Here is a 13,607-nt window from a genome sequence, read left to right as displayed (position 1 = left end):
GGGGATTTTGAATTCGCTCATTTTCCGCAACGCCGGCAACTGACTGCTAAAACCGAATCAAAAGGGTGCCTTGTCGTCACCAGCGGGAAAGGGGTTTTCTCCAGGACTGTCGCCATTCGCCTTGCTTCCCATGCGCACCATTCCCGAATCGTCAAACCCTTGTCCCCCGGCACTGCTGGGAAATCGGCTACCGTACAACGCATCTTGTGCCTGATAAGGTACATTTATGTCAAGATCCGTAAACTTGGTATATTTTCCAATAAATCGAAGCTTCACACTTTCCAGAGACCCATTTCTATGCTTGGCAATGATCACCTCTCCGACTCCAGACGTGCTATTGCCATCTTCGTCTTCGGTAATGCCGTAGTATTCGGGCCGGTATAAAAACATGACAATATCCGCATCCTGCTCAATCGCACCCGACTCCCGGAGGTCGGAAAGCTGCGGGCGCTTGTCGCCTCCCCGGGTCTCAACGGCCCGGGATAGCTGAGATAGGGCAATGACAGGTACATTGAGTTCCTTGGCGATTTTTTTCAATGCCCGGGAAATACTTGAAATCTCTTGCTCCCGATTGCCCCCGTGATTTCCTTTGCTGTCTCCCGACATCAATTGCAAATAATCGACCACGATGAGTTGCACGTCGTTTTGCGCCTTTAAGCGCCGGCATTTTGCACGGAGCTCTAAAATCGACAGGGCCGGCGTGTCGTCAACAAACAAGGGTGCTGCGGTAAGCTTTCCTGTTTTATGAATCAATTGTTGCCATTCGTAATCTGCCAGATTTCCTTTTTTTATTTTTTCGGAATCCAGCTCTGCCTCTGAACTGATCAATCGATTGACCAGCTGCAGGGAAGACATCTCCAGGGAAAAAATGGCAACCGGTCGGTTGTGGTCTACCGCAGCATTTCGCAGAACCGACAGGACAAAGGCAGTCTTCCCCATAGCTGGTCGGGCGGCAATGATGACCAGGTCCGATTTCTGCCACCCGGAGGTGACCCGGTCCAAGGCAGTAAAACCCGAGGGTACTCCGGTGAGCCCGTCCTTCTGCCCTTTTTTACTTTCCAACTCCACGATGGCTTCCCGCATGATGGACCGCATGTCCATGTAATTCTTTTTGATGTTATTTTCAGAAATCTCAAAAAGGGATTGCTCCATTTTATCCAATAGTTCAAAGACATCCGTGGTATCTTCAAATGCTTCCTTCTGTATTTCGGAAGATATCCGAATCATGTCCCGCTTCATGGCCTGTTCCGTTATAATCCGGGCATGGTACTCGATGTTTGACGCAGAAGAGACCTTAGAAGTGAGTTCGGTGATGAAATAAGCCCCTCCCACCAACTCCAGTTTTCCATTTTTCCGTAGTTGATTCGTCACGGTGAGCAGGTCAATGGGTTCGCCTGCGTTGAAAAGATCCAAAATGGCTTCGTAGACCATTTTGTGCGCGTCTTTGTAAAAGCTATCGGCCGAAAGTATGTCCACCACCGCTGTCAAGGCATCCTTTTCCAGCATCAACGCACCCAGTACGGCTTCTTCCAAATCAATGGCCTGAGGGGGCAATTTACCCAGGGCGGTATGAGGCTCTGCCGGCCTCCTCCTCAATCCCGCACTTCGCTCCATTTTACTACTGTTTTTTTCCGCCATAGTCACAAAAGTACCCCTTTCGGGCTAAAGTTTTTGAACAACTTATACACGTTGTTATCCACAAAACGACAAACCCTACCTGAACAACCAATTGCCACCAAAATATATTCCCCAATGGTCGACAATTTTTTACTCATTTCCGTTTTGCTGGAGCTAAAAGGAAAGTGCCGTAAGTAAAGCGATAAAAATCCCTATCTTTGCACAAAGGATTGCCGGCAAACTTGTCTTTTTTTGGCAGGAAATGCGATTTGGAGTGGGTTACTCCCCTGTAGTCCGCAATCCTTTTCATGCTACTACTTGTATAAAAAATGAAATTGAATTTAACGACTCCCATTGCTTTTTTTGACCTTGAAGCTACTGGAATCAACATTTCTACCGATCGAATCGTCGAAATTTCCATCTTGAAATTGTTTCCCGACGGGCAAAAGGAGCTTAAGACCATGAAACTAAATCCGACAGTGCCCATTCCCCTGGAATCCTCACTGATCCACGGAATTTACGACAAGGACGTGGCCGATGCACCGACCTTTAAAGACGTAGCCCGGGACCTGTTCCGTTTTTTCGAAGGAGCCGATCTGGCAGGATTCAATGTATTGAAATACGATATACCGCTGCTGGTTGAAGAATTTTTACGGGCGGGCATTGATTTTGACATTGAGAGGCGAAATCTGCTGGATGCGCAAAAAATATTCTTTATGATGGAAAAGCGAAACCTGGCATCCGCCTATAAATTCTACTGCGGCAAAGTATTGGAAAACGCACACAGTGCGGAAGCAGACACCTTGGCTACGTACGAGGTGTTTAAAGCCCAAATTGCCCGGTATGCGGGAGAGGAAATGGAAGACCTGCAAGGAAACCGGGTGGGAATCATGGAAAACGACATGAAGAAAATCCACAACATGATCAACGAAAAAATGGTCGACCTGGCGGGAAGGTTCGTGTTTAACGATAAAGGTGAGGAATGCTTCAATTTCGGCAAACAAAAAGGAAAACCCATTGCGCAGGTGCTGAAGGAAGAACCGGGGTATTACGACTGGATGATGAAAGGAGACTTTCCGCTTGATACAAAGCGAAAACTCACGCAGGTTAAGCTCCGGGGATTTAATAGTTGAACGGTAGCCCGGCCTTTTCGCTACTGTCCCAATAAATCTTCAAATGGCGAGGGGTAAAGCGATCGCAGGTACTGGCGGTCCTCTTCGTCCAGGTACCGGAATCCGCTGGTGTTTTCCACGGCCTGTCGGGGTGTTTTTATCCCGGGGATCACCGAAGATACCCCCTCGAAACTCAGAATAAAACTCATGGCCAGCTCGGTTTTTGTAAGGCCGTACTTGGCACACAGGGGCCATACCTTTTGCTCAAGTACATCGAGGGCGCGGGCCAGTAGCTCGGGTGGCAACCGAAAAACCCGGTGATCATCCTTTGAAAATTGCGTCGATCTGGAAAATTTACCGGTCAAAAGCCCGAACTGCAAGGGCATTCTCGCAAGGATACCATACCCCATCTCTCGGGATTTTTCTACAATGGGCAGGGCTTCCTGATTCATCAGATTCAATACCAGCTGCATGCCGTCGGCAATCCGGTGGGTATACAGGTAGCTGGCTTCGGGTGCTGGTTCAAAGGTATTCAGGGATAGTCCCCAGTACCGGATTTTCCCCTGCTTTTTGAGCTGTTCCATCGCTTCCACACAGTCTCCCTTTTCCAAATCCGCCACCTTGGCCGTATGCAGCTGATAATAATCAATCACGTCCCGGTTTAGTCGGCGGAGACTCTCCTGACAGGAATGAACGATGTGTTGCCTGGAATAATCCGTATAAATACCACCATTCGGGTCCAGGCGGTGCCCCACTTTACTTGCGAGAACCACATCTTTTCTATTGCCCAGCACCTTTCCGAGCAAGTGCTCGGAATGACCCAAACCGTAGAAATCAGCCGTGTCAAAAAAATTAACTCCTACATCGAGCGCCGTTTTTATCGCTTCCAGTGAGGTTTGATCGTCTACATTTCCCCAGCCGATCGGAACCTTTCCTGCCATAGCGGGTCCACCGATCCCCCATGCGCCAAATCCGACTTCGCTCAACCGAAGCGAGGTATTTCCAAATTTACGGTAGTTCATTTTTCCGGCGTCCAGTAGTGTTTGTGAATGGCTAGTCGGGTCTTTCCAACGAAAGCCTAAAGCGAAGAAAACAAATATTTGGGCGAAAAAAAAACCACACAGGGTAGTTTTTTGGAAGATGGCTCCGGTTTGCGTGTGGTATTGCATCGACTGGCAAAACTGATTACCTTGCGCAGGGGTTGTTTGAGGAACTTCCACACTATCCGCATGAACAAGATTCGACTATCACCGGCTGGCCCGCTTCAGATTCCCCTGGTGCAGGAGATTGCGCGCAAAACCTGGCCTTCGACTTTTGGGGCAATTCTGAGCAGAGAGCAATTGGCCTACATGATGGAACGCATGTACAGCAACGCTTCCCTGACACAACAGATGGCGGCCGGGCATCGTTTTTTGCTTGCTTACGAAAGAGAAACGGCCTGCGGGTTTACTTCCTTTGAAGTCAATTACCAACAAACGACAAACTTAAAAATACATAAATTATACATTTTGCCGGAAGCCCAGGGGAAAGGTGTGGGAAAAAGAATTCTAGAAAAGTTAGAGCGAATCGCTCGGGAGGAATCCCAGAACGCACTGGAACTAAACGTTAATAAATACAATCAGTTGGCCATTGATTTTTATTTCAGGAGGGGTTTTGTGACCGTTAAAGAAGAAGTGATTCCCATCGGAGAAGGATTTGTCATGGATGATTTTTGCCTCAAAAAAGCGCTTCCTGCCGGTTAATTGTTCTTCTCTGGCATATCGATGTTTTGCGACTTTTCGTTGATATCCTTTATTACGTCATCCAATTCATCTGCAGAAAACACAATGTGGTTCAATAATTCTTTTTTCTCTGCTGGCAAATCAGACAGTTCAATTTCCAGCAAATTCACCAGCCCCATAAGGCGTGCAAGCGGAGCCCGTACCACATGCGACTGCACCCAGGCAATGTCTCGCAGCCGCCTATTTTGCTGCTCCACGGTTCTTATGTAGGCTTTTTTCTGTGTGACATCATTGGCAAGAACCAATTTTGCGGGTACCCCGTCAAAACTTATCCTATTGGAGCTAATTTCCACGGTAATCAGCTGTCCGTTTTTTTTGGTATGTAGAAAGGTGCCTGCGCTTCGTAGCCCAGGAATTGCTTTGCCTTCTTCCACCGCTTCGTACATCTTTTTCCGCTCCTGTTCGGGACGTATATCCGCGATGGTCATGGACAGAAACTCGCTGCGGGAATAGCCGTACGATTGAATTGCCGCTTCGTTAACGTCGAGGAATCGGAGTGAATCCTGATCGTACACCCACATCGGGAGCGGGCTCAAGTGAAACAGCTCCCGGTAGCGAAGTTCGGATTGTTCGAGGCGATTAAAAACTTTTTTCCGTTCGATGCTGTACACGATGCTTCGGGAAAGGATATCCGGATGAATTTCGTCTTTGACGAGGTAATCCGACATGCCAAGTGCAATGGACTTGATAGCAAAATTTCGGTCTACGTACCCGGTCAGCACCACCACGGGAACTTTACCGGCAAGGCGGAGAATTTCCTTGATCAACTCTTCTCCGCTTTTATCCGGCAAGGTCAAATCAAGTAATACCAGGTGGTAGTCCTGTATTCGCTTGGTGGAAGCACTTTCGAAAGTAGGCGCCCGGTCAATGCTGCACGAAGGGAAAATTTCTTCAATCGCTTCCGATACCAGCACAAAGTCTCCTTCGTTGTCTTCGATTACTAAAAGATTTAGGTAGTCGTATCCGGGTGACATGGAATCAGTTTTTTGACGGAAGCTGAACCAGAGAAAACCAGAATGCTTCGACTTTCTGAAGTATTTCCTGATAACTTTCAGCCCCCACGGGTTTGGTAATATAACTGTTGGCGTGGTTTCGGTACGATTCCAAAACGTCCCGGTGACTGGAAGAAGTGGTCAGCATAATTACCGGCAGTTGCTTCAGGTCGTTTGAGGTCTTAATAAAACGCAAAACCTCCTGTCCGTTCTTCTTGGGAAGATTGATATCAAGTAAAACCAGGTCCGGTACCTCATTTCCGGACGCGTTGATGCAGGCAGTTAGAAGCCTAACGGCCTCTTCCCCGTCTTTGGCGTAGGTTACGTGCAAGGGAATGCGCAGGTCTTCCAGCGCTTCGGAGATCAACAAAATGTCCCCTTCATTGTCTTCAATTAAAAAAAGCTTCAACATGGCTATCCATCAAAATTTTCGGAATCAATTGGTTCCTCGTTAATTTTTACCGGCAATTTAATTAAAAAAAATAGATTTCTTTTTTAAATACAACTAAAACCCTACATGTTTTTATACAGCGGAAAGGTTTGATTTATTCTCGGGACCAACTCCTGTATTTTTGAACCCAAATGCATTCCTATGCCGGCCCCTCGGGGATCGAAAAGTAAAATTTACTGCCCTTGTCCGGTGCTGATTCCAACCAGATGGTGCCTCCGTGATTTTCGATGATTTTTTTGCAAATGGGCAAACCCGTGCCTGTTCCGGAAAATTCGTCCCGACCATGAAGCCGTTGAAAGAGCAAGAATATTTTTTCGTGGTACGCTTTGTCGATCCCCAATCCATTATCCTGCACGCAGAAAACAACCTTTCCCTTTTTGGTAAAACTGCTGAGTTCGACTTCTGCCGTCCGCATGGGCGCTTGGTACGTAATCCCGTTGAGAATCAGGTGTTGAAAAACCTGGAACAACCGCTTTTTATTTCCCCAGATTCGAGGCAATTCTCCGACGCGTACCCGAGCAGCGGTTTGTTCCAAATAGGCCTGATTTTCCACTAGTATGTCGTTTACCAGTTCAGCGCTTTCCAACCATTGGGCTTGAAGTTTCTGTTCCTCTCTTCCAATTGTAGAATACTCGAGCAAATCAAGAATCTGCTTGCGCATGTGTTCGGCTCCGCTTCGGGCAAATAAGAGGTACTTTCGGGACTTTTCATCCAACTGATGGTGTTGGGAGCGATCGAGTTTATCCATAAAGCCAATAACCATCCGAAGCGGTTCTTGCAGGTGATGCGAGGCGATGTATGCGTACCGTTCCAACTCGGCATTGGTAGCTTCCAGGTCCCGGGTGCTGGCTGCGAGAATCTTGTTTAACTCTTCCAGCGAGCTTCGGTATTCGTATTGGGCAGATACGTCTCGCATGGCTCCTACCATCCGCAGCGGCACGCCTTTCTGATCCCTTATTACCAGCCCTTTATCCTCGACCCGAAGGTAATTTCCGTCCGCTTTACGGAAACGATATTCCATGGTCCAGGTTTTTTTCCGACCGTCGATGATTTTCTGAATGCTGCTCGTGACTTCCTCGAAATCATCGGGGTGGATAAAGTCGGACCAGGAACTACCGGGCATTTCCTCTTCCTGATGGGGGTGACCAAAGAGGGTATGGTAGCCTTGACTCCAAACGACAGTGCCCTTTGGCAAATCCGCATCCCATATAGCTTCGGAAGTAGCTTCTCGTACATACTGAAACCGCTGATCACTTTGCTTCAGGGATTTAATGTTTTCGTGATTTTCCAGAATTATAGCCAGAATTTTGCTGGACCTGTCAATGAAATCCAGTTCCATCGGTTCGGGCGATTTTTTCTTTTTGTAGTAAATGGCAAAGGTTGCCAATACCTTGTCAGATGCTGAGATGATCGGATGGGACCAACAGGCTTGCAACCCGTAAGTTAGCGCCAATGATTTGTAGTCCTCCCACCGAAAATCTGTGGAAATATCAGAAACTAGTACGGCGGTCTTCAAGAAGGCGGCGGTACCACAAGAACCTGCTTTAGGGCCAATAGGGGCCCCGTTTATTGCATTTAAGTAGGCTTCCGGAAGCCGTCTAGATGCCCAACAATATACCTGCTGATCGACCACCCTCATCAGCGAGCAAATCATATCGGGAAAGATTTGCTCCAAGCCCAGGATAAACTCATCCAAAACCTCTTCCAGGGTATAATAGGAGAGCGCATTCTTTTCCAAGACATTTCGCTCCAACTGGTCGAGTTCCTTAAATATCACTTCCCGGCTAATATCTTCCGCTATGCATGCAAAGTGGCTGTTTTGTAATGGCATCAAAAACACATTCAACCAAACCTGCCTTTCATCAATTCGGATCACTTTTAGTTCAAAGGGAGAGAGCCGGGTTAACGAATTCGCCTTGATCGCATTAAATCCGGAATTAGCATCTTTTTTCTCAAAAATATCGTCCCAATTACGCCCGGTTAATTCCTTTTCGGTATAACCCGTCACCCGCAAAAAATTGGCATTTCCTCGTTCCCATTTGCCCTCGGAATCGACAAATGCAATTCCGACTTTCGCATTTTCAAAGACCGACAATAGATCGATCGAATATCCGGTACTGTTCTTCATGGCTGAAAAAATTCGTGGGCTTTGAATGAGATGAAAAATGTACTACCCTCACCCGGTACGGAGGTGGCCCAGATTTTACCTCCTACATCTTCTACAATTTTTTTACAGATGGCCAATCCCATACCGGTACCCCGCTTGATAAATCCATCGTCGTAGCGTTGCAAAACGTAAAATATCCGCGGTAGGTATTCGGGCGCAATCCCCTTTCCGTTGTCCTGTACGGCAAGGGTGTGGATATCTCCCGCTCGGGTAGCACTCACCGATACGCGTAAAATTCGCTCCGGATTTCTGAATTTGACCGCATTGTTCAATAAATGATCAAACAGCTGGGTAAACCGCTGAAAATCACCCTTTACAATTGGAAGCACCTCCTTGCGTAAATGTATGTTGTGCTCCCGTATCTTTTTTGAATTCAAGTGAATCACTTTCTCCAGCACTTCGTTTAGATCCACCTTCTCATGCGTCGTTTCTTTTTCCGAAAGCTGAGAAAACGTCACCAAATCCTGAATCACTCCCTTAATTCGAATAAAATTATCCAACGTAAGCCGTAAAAAAGACATGGATTTATCCGGTAGGTTGGCTTCGTTTTTCCGAATAAATAGTTCCAAAAACCCCTGACTTTGTCTGACGGGGCCCGCCAGATCATTTGCCGCAACCAAAATAAATTGATCCAGTTGGTTTTTGGCATGTTCTGATTTCAACCGCTCTTCTTCCAATTTGGAATTGGTGAGTTCCAACTCTTTGACTTTTCGGTCCAGGTAGCGATACTGCTTCTTTATCAACATATACAAGAGAAGCCCTGTCAGTAGCACAAAAAACACACCCTTTGCCAGCTGCAACTGCGCCAGCTGCGTTTCATCCAGCTGATCGCCCACCAAAAGCATCAATTTATCGCTGCCAAAAATCCAAAGAATACCTATCACCACATAAATAATGGAAATCTTTTTACTCGCTGCCATTTTCCTGAACGGTTAGCTCCAACCGGAACTTCTCTCTCACACTTTTTGAACCTGTGGTTGAAAATACAAAACTAAATTGACTACAAAAGAAAACTACACCAAATTTAATCCAAAGGTAACAGGTATTTTTTCATTTCTCCTTTTATCAGAACGGAAAATTCCAGTAACTTGCTACAGAAAATCGAGCACTTAATCGAATCTTCATACCATGTCTATTCCGGTTTCTTGTACGTGTATCTTCGCGTTATTGGCCATGCTATCCTGCGGCAGCACTGTCGAAACAGCCGTACCGGAGCGTCAGGATATTACCTTGTCGGTATACGCCTCGGGGAAAGTGGTGAGTAAAAATCAATACGAAGTAAAACCAACTGCCAGTGGCACCATTCAGGAAGTTTACGTCCAGGAAGGCGATCTTGTAGAACCGGGTGCCGTATTGTTTTCCGTGCGAAACGAAACCGCCCTACTCAACCGGGAAATTGCTTCCCTTACCAAGGCCTTTGCCGATAAAAAAAACAATCTGGAAAAAATTCAGGACCTAGAAGTCCGGATCGAGCTTGCAGAAGCCCGGCTGGTACAGGATTCGGTTATGGTGGAAAGGCAAAATCGCCTCAAAAAACAAGGTATCGGCACCGACCTGGAGTTGGAACAACGTACGCTGAGCTACGAGCAAACCAAAACGGAGTTGGCAGGACTCCGGCTACAAAAAGAGACCCTCCGTCGGGAGTTGGCCCATAATGAAACCACCGCCACAAAAAACTTCGAAATTGCCGCCGCTGCCGCAGAGGACCTGGATGTGAAAAGCGACATACAAGGCAAGGTATATGCGCTCTACGTTGAACGCGGGGAATTGGTGAATTCGCAGACGCCGGTTGCCGTCCTGGGAGATGAAAAGGAATTTTTGTTGGAGTTGCTCGTGGACGAGTACGACATCTCCCAAGTACAGATGGGGCAAGAGGTAAAAGTAAGCCTGGATAGCTACAGGGGCGAGGTATTTGATGCCCGGATCTCAAAAATTCATCCCATGATGGACTCGGGAAACAAAAGTTTTGTGGTGGAAGCCAGCTTTGTGAACCAGCCACCAACCCTCTACCCGAACCTTAGTCTGGAGGCTAATATCGTCATCGAGGTGAAGGAAAATGCGCTACTGGTTCCCAGTTCCTTTGTATTTAAAAACAATCAGGTGATTACCGCCGATGGGGACACCATCGAGGTACAAACCGGAATAAAAAATTACCGCCATACAGAAATAATCGGTGGTATCGATGAAAACGCAGCGCTAATCAAGCCATGAAATACGGCTTGTTGATACAAATCGCCCGGTCCCTGATGCTGGCAAGACTCAAGCAAACGATGGTCGCCGCAGTGGGGGTCACCTTTAGCATCACGATGTTTGTGGCGCTTTTGGGTTTTATGAATGGGCTGAATCAACTGCTGGACGGGTTGGTATTGAATCGTACGCCGCATATCCGTTTTTACAACGAAATCAAACCGAATCCGGATCAACCCATCGACCTTTCGGAAAGCTACCGGGATTTCGAAAATACCATCCGAACGATCAAACCCAACAGCAGCCGGCTACGCATCTACAACAGTGCCGCCATCATCGAAACCCTACAGGCAGACAATCGGGTACTCGGAGTCGCACCAAAGGTCTCCACTCAGGTCTTTTTTAATGTTGGTACAAGCGATATCAGCGGTACCATCAACGGGATTGACGTTCAGGCAGAGAACGCGCTTTTTTCCTTTGCCGATTACGTCACGGAAGGAAATGGTAGCGACCTGGACCAAACCAATAATGGCATCATTCTGGGAAAAGGTGCAGCCGACCGCATGCTGGCAACGATAGGAGACGTGATTCAGGCCACCACCGCTCGGGGAGATCGGGTACAGCTAAAGGTAGTAGGCTATTACCAGTCGGGCCTGGGTGACCTTGACAACGTACAAAGCTACGCTTCCCTACAAACGGTCCAAAAAATGCTCGGCGAACCCCCTTCCTACATTACCGATATACAGGTGAAGCTGCACGAACTGGACCTCGCTCCCCCCATGGCGAAGGACTACGAGGCACTTTTCCGGGTGACGGCGGATGATATTCAGACGGTAAACGCCCAATTTGAAACCGGTACGGAAATCCGAAACCTGATCAGTTATGCGGTAGGAATTACCTTGCTCATTGTTTCCGGCTTTGGGATTTACAATATATTGAACATGATGATTTACGAAAAGATGGACACCATCGCCATACTGAAGGCGATCGGCTTTTCTGGAAGGGATGTAAACATTATTTTTATTATCATTGCCCTGATCATCGGAGTCGTTGGTGGCACCGTTGGGTTGATGCTGGGATACCTGGCAGGCCTTGGTATTGACCGGCTGCCTTTTGAAACCGAAGCGCTACCTACCATCAAAACCTTTCCCGTGGACTTTAATCCCCGGTATTACATCATTGGGGGGATATTTAGTTTAATTACCACCTACCTGGCGGGGTATTTTCCCGCCAGAAAAGCAAGTGCCGTGGATCCGGTAGAAATCATCAGAGGAAAATAGGATGGCGAAACAACTGGTATTGGAGGCCAGGAATATCGATAAGTATTTCTACAGCCCTCAAAAAACACAAGTACTCAAAAAAATCTCTTTTACCATCAATCGGGGAGAATTTGTCTCGGTTATGGGTAAGTCCGGCTGCGGCAAATCAACCCTGCTGTACATTTTATCCACCATGGATACCAGCTATCAGGGACAGCTCCTAATTGATCAGGAGATGATCACCGGCAAACCTCCGGAATACCTTTCCAAAATCAGGAACGAAAAAATCGGGTTTGTTTTTCAGTTCCACTACCTATTGAATGAATTTTCGGTGTTGGAAAATGTCTTGATACCCGGGCTCAAACTGGGTAAACTGGGCCGGGAAGCGCTGGAGGTAAACGCCATGGAAAAACTGCGAATTTTCGGCATGGAAGAGCATGCCCTGAAAAAAGCATACCAACTCTCCGGTGGCCAAAAACAACGCGTAGCCATCGCACGAGCACTTATCAACGATCCCCTAATCATCATGGGAGACGAACCCTCTGGCAATCTGGACAAAAAAAACAGCGACATTGTTTTTGGGATTTTTAAAGAATTGGCAACCGAGTTCAATCAAACCTTGCTGATTGTTACGCACGACCCGGAATTTGCCGAAAAGACCGATCGCACCATCGAAATGGAAGACGGAAACATCATTGCCCAATAAATCCCTAAATTTTTGATAAACATCAGCGCTTTCTGTGACTTTTGTCATAGAGGAAAGGGCACTGATTTCTTACATTAGTTGTGTAAAAAATGCATTTCCAGTATCTAAAAAAGCGAATGATGAAAAGTCCAGTCAAATTTAGAGACAACTTCTGGCCCCGCACTTTTTCTGACTTTTTTGAGTCAGAGAATCTGCCAGAATGGAGCAAGCGGTTTTACGATGGGGAATCAAAATTTGAAATCCCCTCAGTAAATATTAAAGAAAATGAAAGTGACTTTCAGGTGGAAGTCGCAGCACCCGGTTTCGAAAAAAAAGATTTCAAGATCGATTGCAGCGATGGCATGCTGACACTGCAAGCAGAAAGGGAAGAAAAAAAAGAGGCAGCGGAAAAAGGAGAAATGAAGCGAAGGGAATTCTCGTATTCCTCTATTAAGCGGTCGTTTAATTTGCCCGCCAACATTGACGAAGAAGGAATCAGTGCCAGGTACGAAAACGGCATCTTGCACCTTCAGCTTCCAAAGGTGAAATCGGCAGAAGCACCGCCTGCAAAGACTATTAAAGTTGGTTAGGTCTAGTGAAAAGGCTTCGACCGTTTGGTCGGGGCTTTTTTTTATACGGTTAACCTGAGTAAGATTTTAATAGATGGCAAGTGGGTTCGTTTGAACGGTTTTGTAGTTGATTCCGGGTATTTTTGGAAAAAAATATTCAACCCTCTCCCGGGCTGCAGGAAGGGTCGATTGGCTCATAAGCCCCGGATTATTGTTGTTGAAGCCCCACTAGCTACGGAGTCGAATAGGAGCTTTTTTTGGGAGAAGTGATAGCGGACTTCACTTCATCGGGTTGGGCTAAAGAAAAGTTATTTTCTTTATATGCGGTTTCTGCCTGTTGATACTTCACTCTGCAAATGCAGGCCTGAAGGGCCTGAACAAAAATAACCGTGGGAGCAACCCACGGCTCGTTGACCTCCAATTAGCTCCAACCCTGGAAGGGGTTGAACCGGAATTGCATGCCATGCAAGAAAAACGCTTCCGGAGATAGAGTCATTCGATCGATCCTATATCGACAGAGGAGAACCTGCTGGCTCTAGTATTCGCTACACCCTTTTACTTGAGAATCTACACTAATTGAGTAGCGCAATCCCCAAAAGGCCATTTGCGATGGCAAAAGACAAAGCTATTAATCCGAGATCGGGGTGGAAATTTGTCAAAAAGCCGTCGTTACAAGGCATTGGTTTGAATCGAGAAAGCCGTGGGAACTTCCAACTTAGCGAGACTGCCAAACCTTTCCCCTCCTCGCTACCCAGCTAAATGAGTCTGGATTGACGATTTAGACAGT

Annotated in this window: 12 protein-coding genes; 6 read left to right on the top strand and 6 right to left on the bottom strand. The window is 46.9% G+C overall.

Annotated features, from left to right (window positions below):
* Window positions 1–57 precede the first annotated feature (57 nt).
* Complete coding sequence (dnaB, locus tag BMW71_RS20205) at window positions 58–1,614, bottom strand: replicative DNA helicase (RefSeq protein WP_244891244.1); 1,557 nt, start codon at window positions 1,612–1,614, stop codon at window positions 58–60.
* 332 nt (window positions 1,615–1,946) lie between these two features.
* On the opposite strand from dnaB, the gene BMW71_RS20200 reads away from it, so the two are divergent.
* A complete protein-coding gene (locus tag BMW71_RS20200) occupies window positions 1,947–2,750 on the top strand; it encodes a 3'-5' exonuclease (RefSeq protein ID WP_092178095.1) in 804 nt (267 codons plus the stop codon).
* Window positions 2,751–2,770: 20 nt separating this feature from the next.
* Here the strand turns inward: BMW71_RS20200 and BMW71_RS20195 are convergent, their stop codons facing one another.
* The gene (locus tag BMW71_RS20195; protein ID WP_177179716.1) at window positions 2,771–3,751 is read right to left on the bottom strand and encodes an aldo/keto reductase; all 981 of its coding nucleotides are present in this window, start codon (window positions 3,749–3,751) and stop codon (window positions 2,771–2,773) included.
* Between the two features lie 207 nt (window positions 3,752–3,958).
* Between BMW71_RS20195 and BMW71_RS20190 the strand changes: the two genes are divergently transcribed.
* Window positions 3,959–4,471 (top strand): GNAT family N-acetyltransferase, encoded by a 513-nt coding sequence (locus tag BMW71_RS20190; RefSeq protein ID WP_092178091.1) that lies wholly within the window; start codon window positions 3,959–3,961, stop codon window positions 4,469–4,471.
* Here BMW71_RS20190 and BMW71_RS20185 read toward each other — a convergent pair.
* The 4 genes from BMW71_RS20185 to BMW71_RS20170 all read right to left on the bottom strand — a co-directional run bounded on the left by BMW71_RS20185 (window position 4,468) and on the right by BMW71_RS20170 (window position 9,040).
* Window positions 4,468–5,484 carry an ATP-binding response regulator gene (locus tag BMW71_RS20185; RefSeq protein ID WP_092178089.1) on the bottom strand — a complete coding sequence of 339 codons (1,017 nt, stop codon included), beginning with the start codon at window positions 5,482–5,484 and terminating at the stop codon, window positions 4,468–4,470. The genes BMW71_RS20190 and BMW71_RS20185 overlap by 4 nt on opposite strands.
* A gap of 4 nt (window positions 5,485–5,488) precedes the next feature.
* Window positions 5,489–5,914: a response regulator gene (locus tag BMW71_RS20180; RefSeq protein ID WP_244891243.1), complete on the bottom strand. Its 426-nt coding sequence runs from the start codon at window positions 5,912–5,914 to the stop codon at window positions 5,489–5,491.
* Between the two features lie 178 nt (window positions 5,915–6,092).
* Window positions 6,093–8,081 (bottom strand): PAS domain S-box protein, encoded by a 1,989-nt coding sequence (locus BMW71_RS20175; protein WP_092178085.1) that lies wholly within the window; start codon window positions 8,079–8,081, stop codon window positions 6,093–6,095.
* Window positions 8,078–9,040, bottom strand: a complete 963-nt coding sequence (locus BMW71_RS20170) for a sensor histidine kinase (protein ID WP_092178083.1) — start codon at window positions 9,038–9,040, stop codon at window positions 8,078–8,080. Before BMW71_RS20170 ends, BMW71_RS20175 begins: the two co-directional genes overlap by 4 nt.
* A gap of 208 nt (window positions 9,041–9,248) precedes the next feature.
* Here BMW71_RS20170 and BMW71_RS20165 point away from each other — a divergent pair, with 208 nt between their 5' ends.
* The 4 genes from BMW71_RS20165 (at window position 9,249) to BMW71_RS20150 (ending at window position 12,841) form a co-directional block, all read left to right on the top strand.
* Window positions 9,249–10,331 (top strand): efflux RND transporter periplasmic adaptor subunit, encoded by a 1,083-nt coding sequence (locus tag BMW71_RS20165; protein ID WP_092178081.1) that lies wholly within the window; start codon window positions 9,249–9,251, stop codon window positions 10,329–10,331.
* Window positions 10,328–11,587: an ABC transporter permease gene (locus tag BMW71_RS20160; RefSeq protein WP_092178079.1), complete on the top strand. Its 1,260-nt coding sequence runs from the start codon at window positions 10,328–10,330 to the stop codon at window positions 11,585–11,587. The genes BMW71_RS20165 and BMW71_RS20160 overlap by 4 nt, the downstream gene beginning before the upstream one ends.
* 1 nt (window position 11,588) lies before the next feature.
* Window positions 11,589–12,272: an ABC transporter ATP-binding protein gene (locus BMW71_RS20155; protein ID WP_092178077.1), complete on the top strand. Its 684-nt coding sequence runs from the start codon at window positions 11,589–11,591 to the stop codon at window positions 12,270–12,272.
* A gap of 116 nt (window positions 12,273–12,388) precedes the next feature.
* Window positions 12,389–12,841, top strand: a complete 453-nt coding sequence (locus BMW71_RS20150) for an Hsp20/alpha crystallin family protein (protein ID WP_244891242.1) — start codon at window positions 12,389–12,391, stop codon at window positions 12,839–12,841.
* Window positions 12,842–13,607: the final 766 nt, after the last annotated feature.

Origin of the sequence: Cyclobacterium xiamenense (genome assembly GCF_900109255.1) — a bacterium.
Taxonomy (GTDB): domain Bacteria; phylum Bacteroidota; class Bacteroidia; order Cytophagales; family Cyclobacteriaceae; genus Cyclobacterium; species Cyclobacterium xiamenense.
Note: the sequence above shows the minus strand (reverse complement) of the source record. Positions and strands in the feature narration are given on the sequence as shown.

Coding starts and splice junctions, on each gene's coding strand:
- BMW71_RS20155 (WP_092178077.1), top strand. CDS start 11,589: ATGGCGAAACAACTGGTATTGGAGGCCAGGAATATCGATAAGTATTTC.
- BMW71_RS20160 (WP_092178079.1), top strand. CDS start 10,328: ATGAAATACGGCTTGTTGATACAAATCGCCCGGTCCCTGATGCTGGCA.
- BMW71_RS20175 (WP_092178085.1), bottom strand. CDS start 8,081: ATGAAGAACAGTACCGGATATTCGATCGATCTATTGTCGGTCTTTGAA.
- BMW71_RS20165 (WP_092178081.1), top strand. CDS start 9,249: ATGTCTATTCCGGTTTCTTGTACGTGTATCTTCGCGTTATTGGCCATG.
- BMW71_RS20190 (WP_092178091.1), top strand. CDS start 3,959: ATGAACAAGATTCGACTATCACCGGCTGGCCCGCTTCAGATTCCCCTG.
- dnaB (WP_244891244.1), bottom strand. CDS start 1,614: ATGGAGCGAAGTGCGGGATTGAGGAGGAGGCCGGCAGAGCCTCATACC.
- BMW71_RS20150 (WP_244891242.1), top strand. CDS start 12,389: ATGATGAAAAGTCCAGTCAAATTTAGAGACAACTTCTGGCCCCGCACT.
- BMW71_RS20200 (WP_092178095.1), top strand. CDS start 1,947: ATGAAATTGAATTTAACGACTCCCATTGCTTTTTTTGACCTTGAAGCT.
- BMW71_RS20195 (WP_177179716.1), bottom strand. CDS start 3,751: ATGAACTACCGTAAATTTGGAAATACCTCGCTTCGGTTGAGCGAAGTC.
- BMW71_RS20185 (WP_092178089.1), bottom strand. CDS start 5,484: ATGTCACCCGGATACGACTACCTAAATCTTTTAGTAATCGAAGACAAC.
- BMW71_RS20180 (WP_244891243.1), bottom strand. CDS start 5,914: ATGTTGAAGCTTTTTTTAATTGAAGACAATGAAGGGGACATTTTGTTG.
- BMW71_RS20170 (WP_092178083.1), bottom strand. CDS start 9,040: ATGGCAGCGAGTAAAAAGATTTCCATTATTTATGTGGTGATAGGTATT.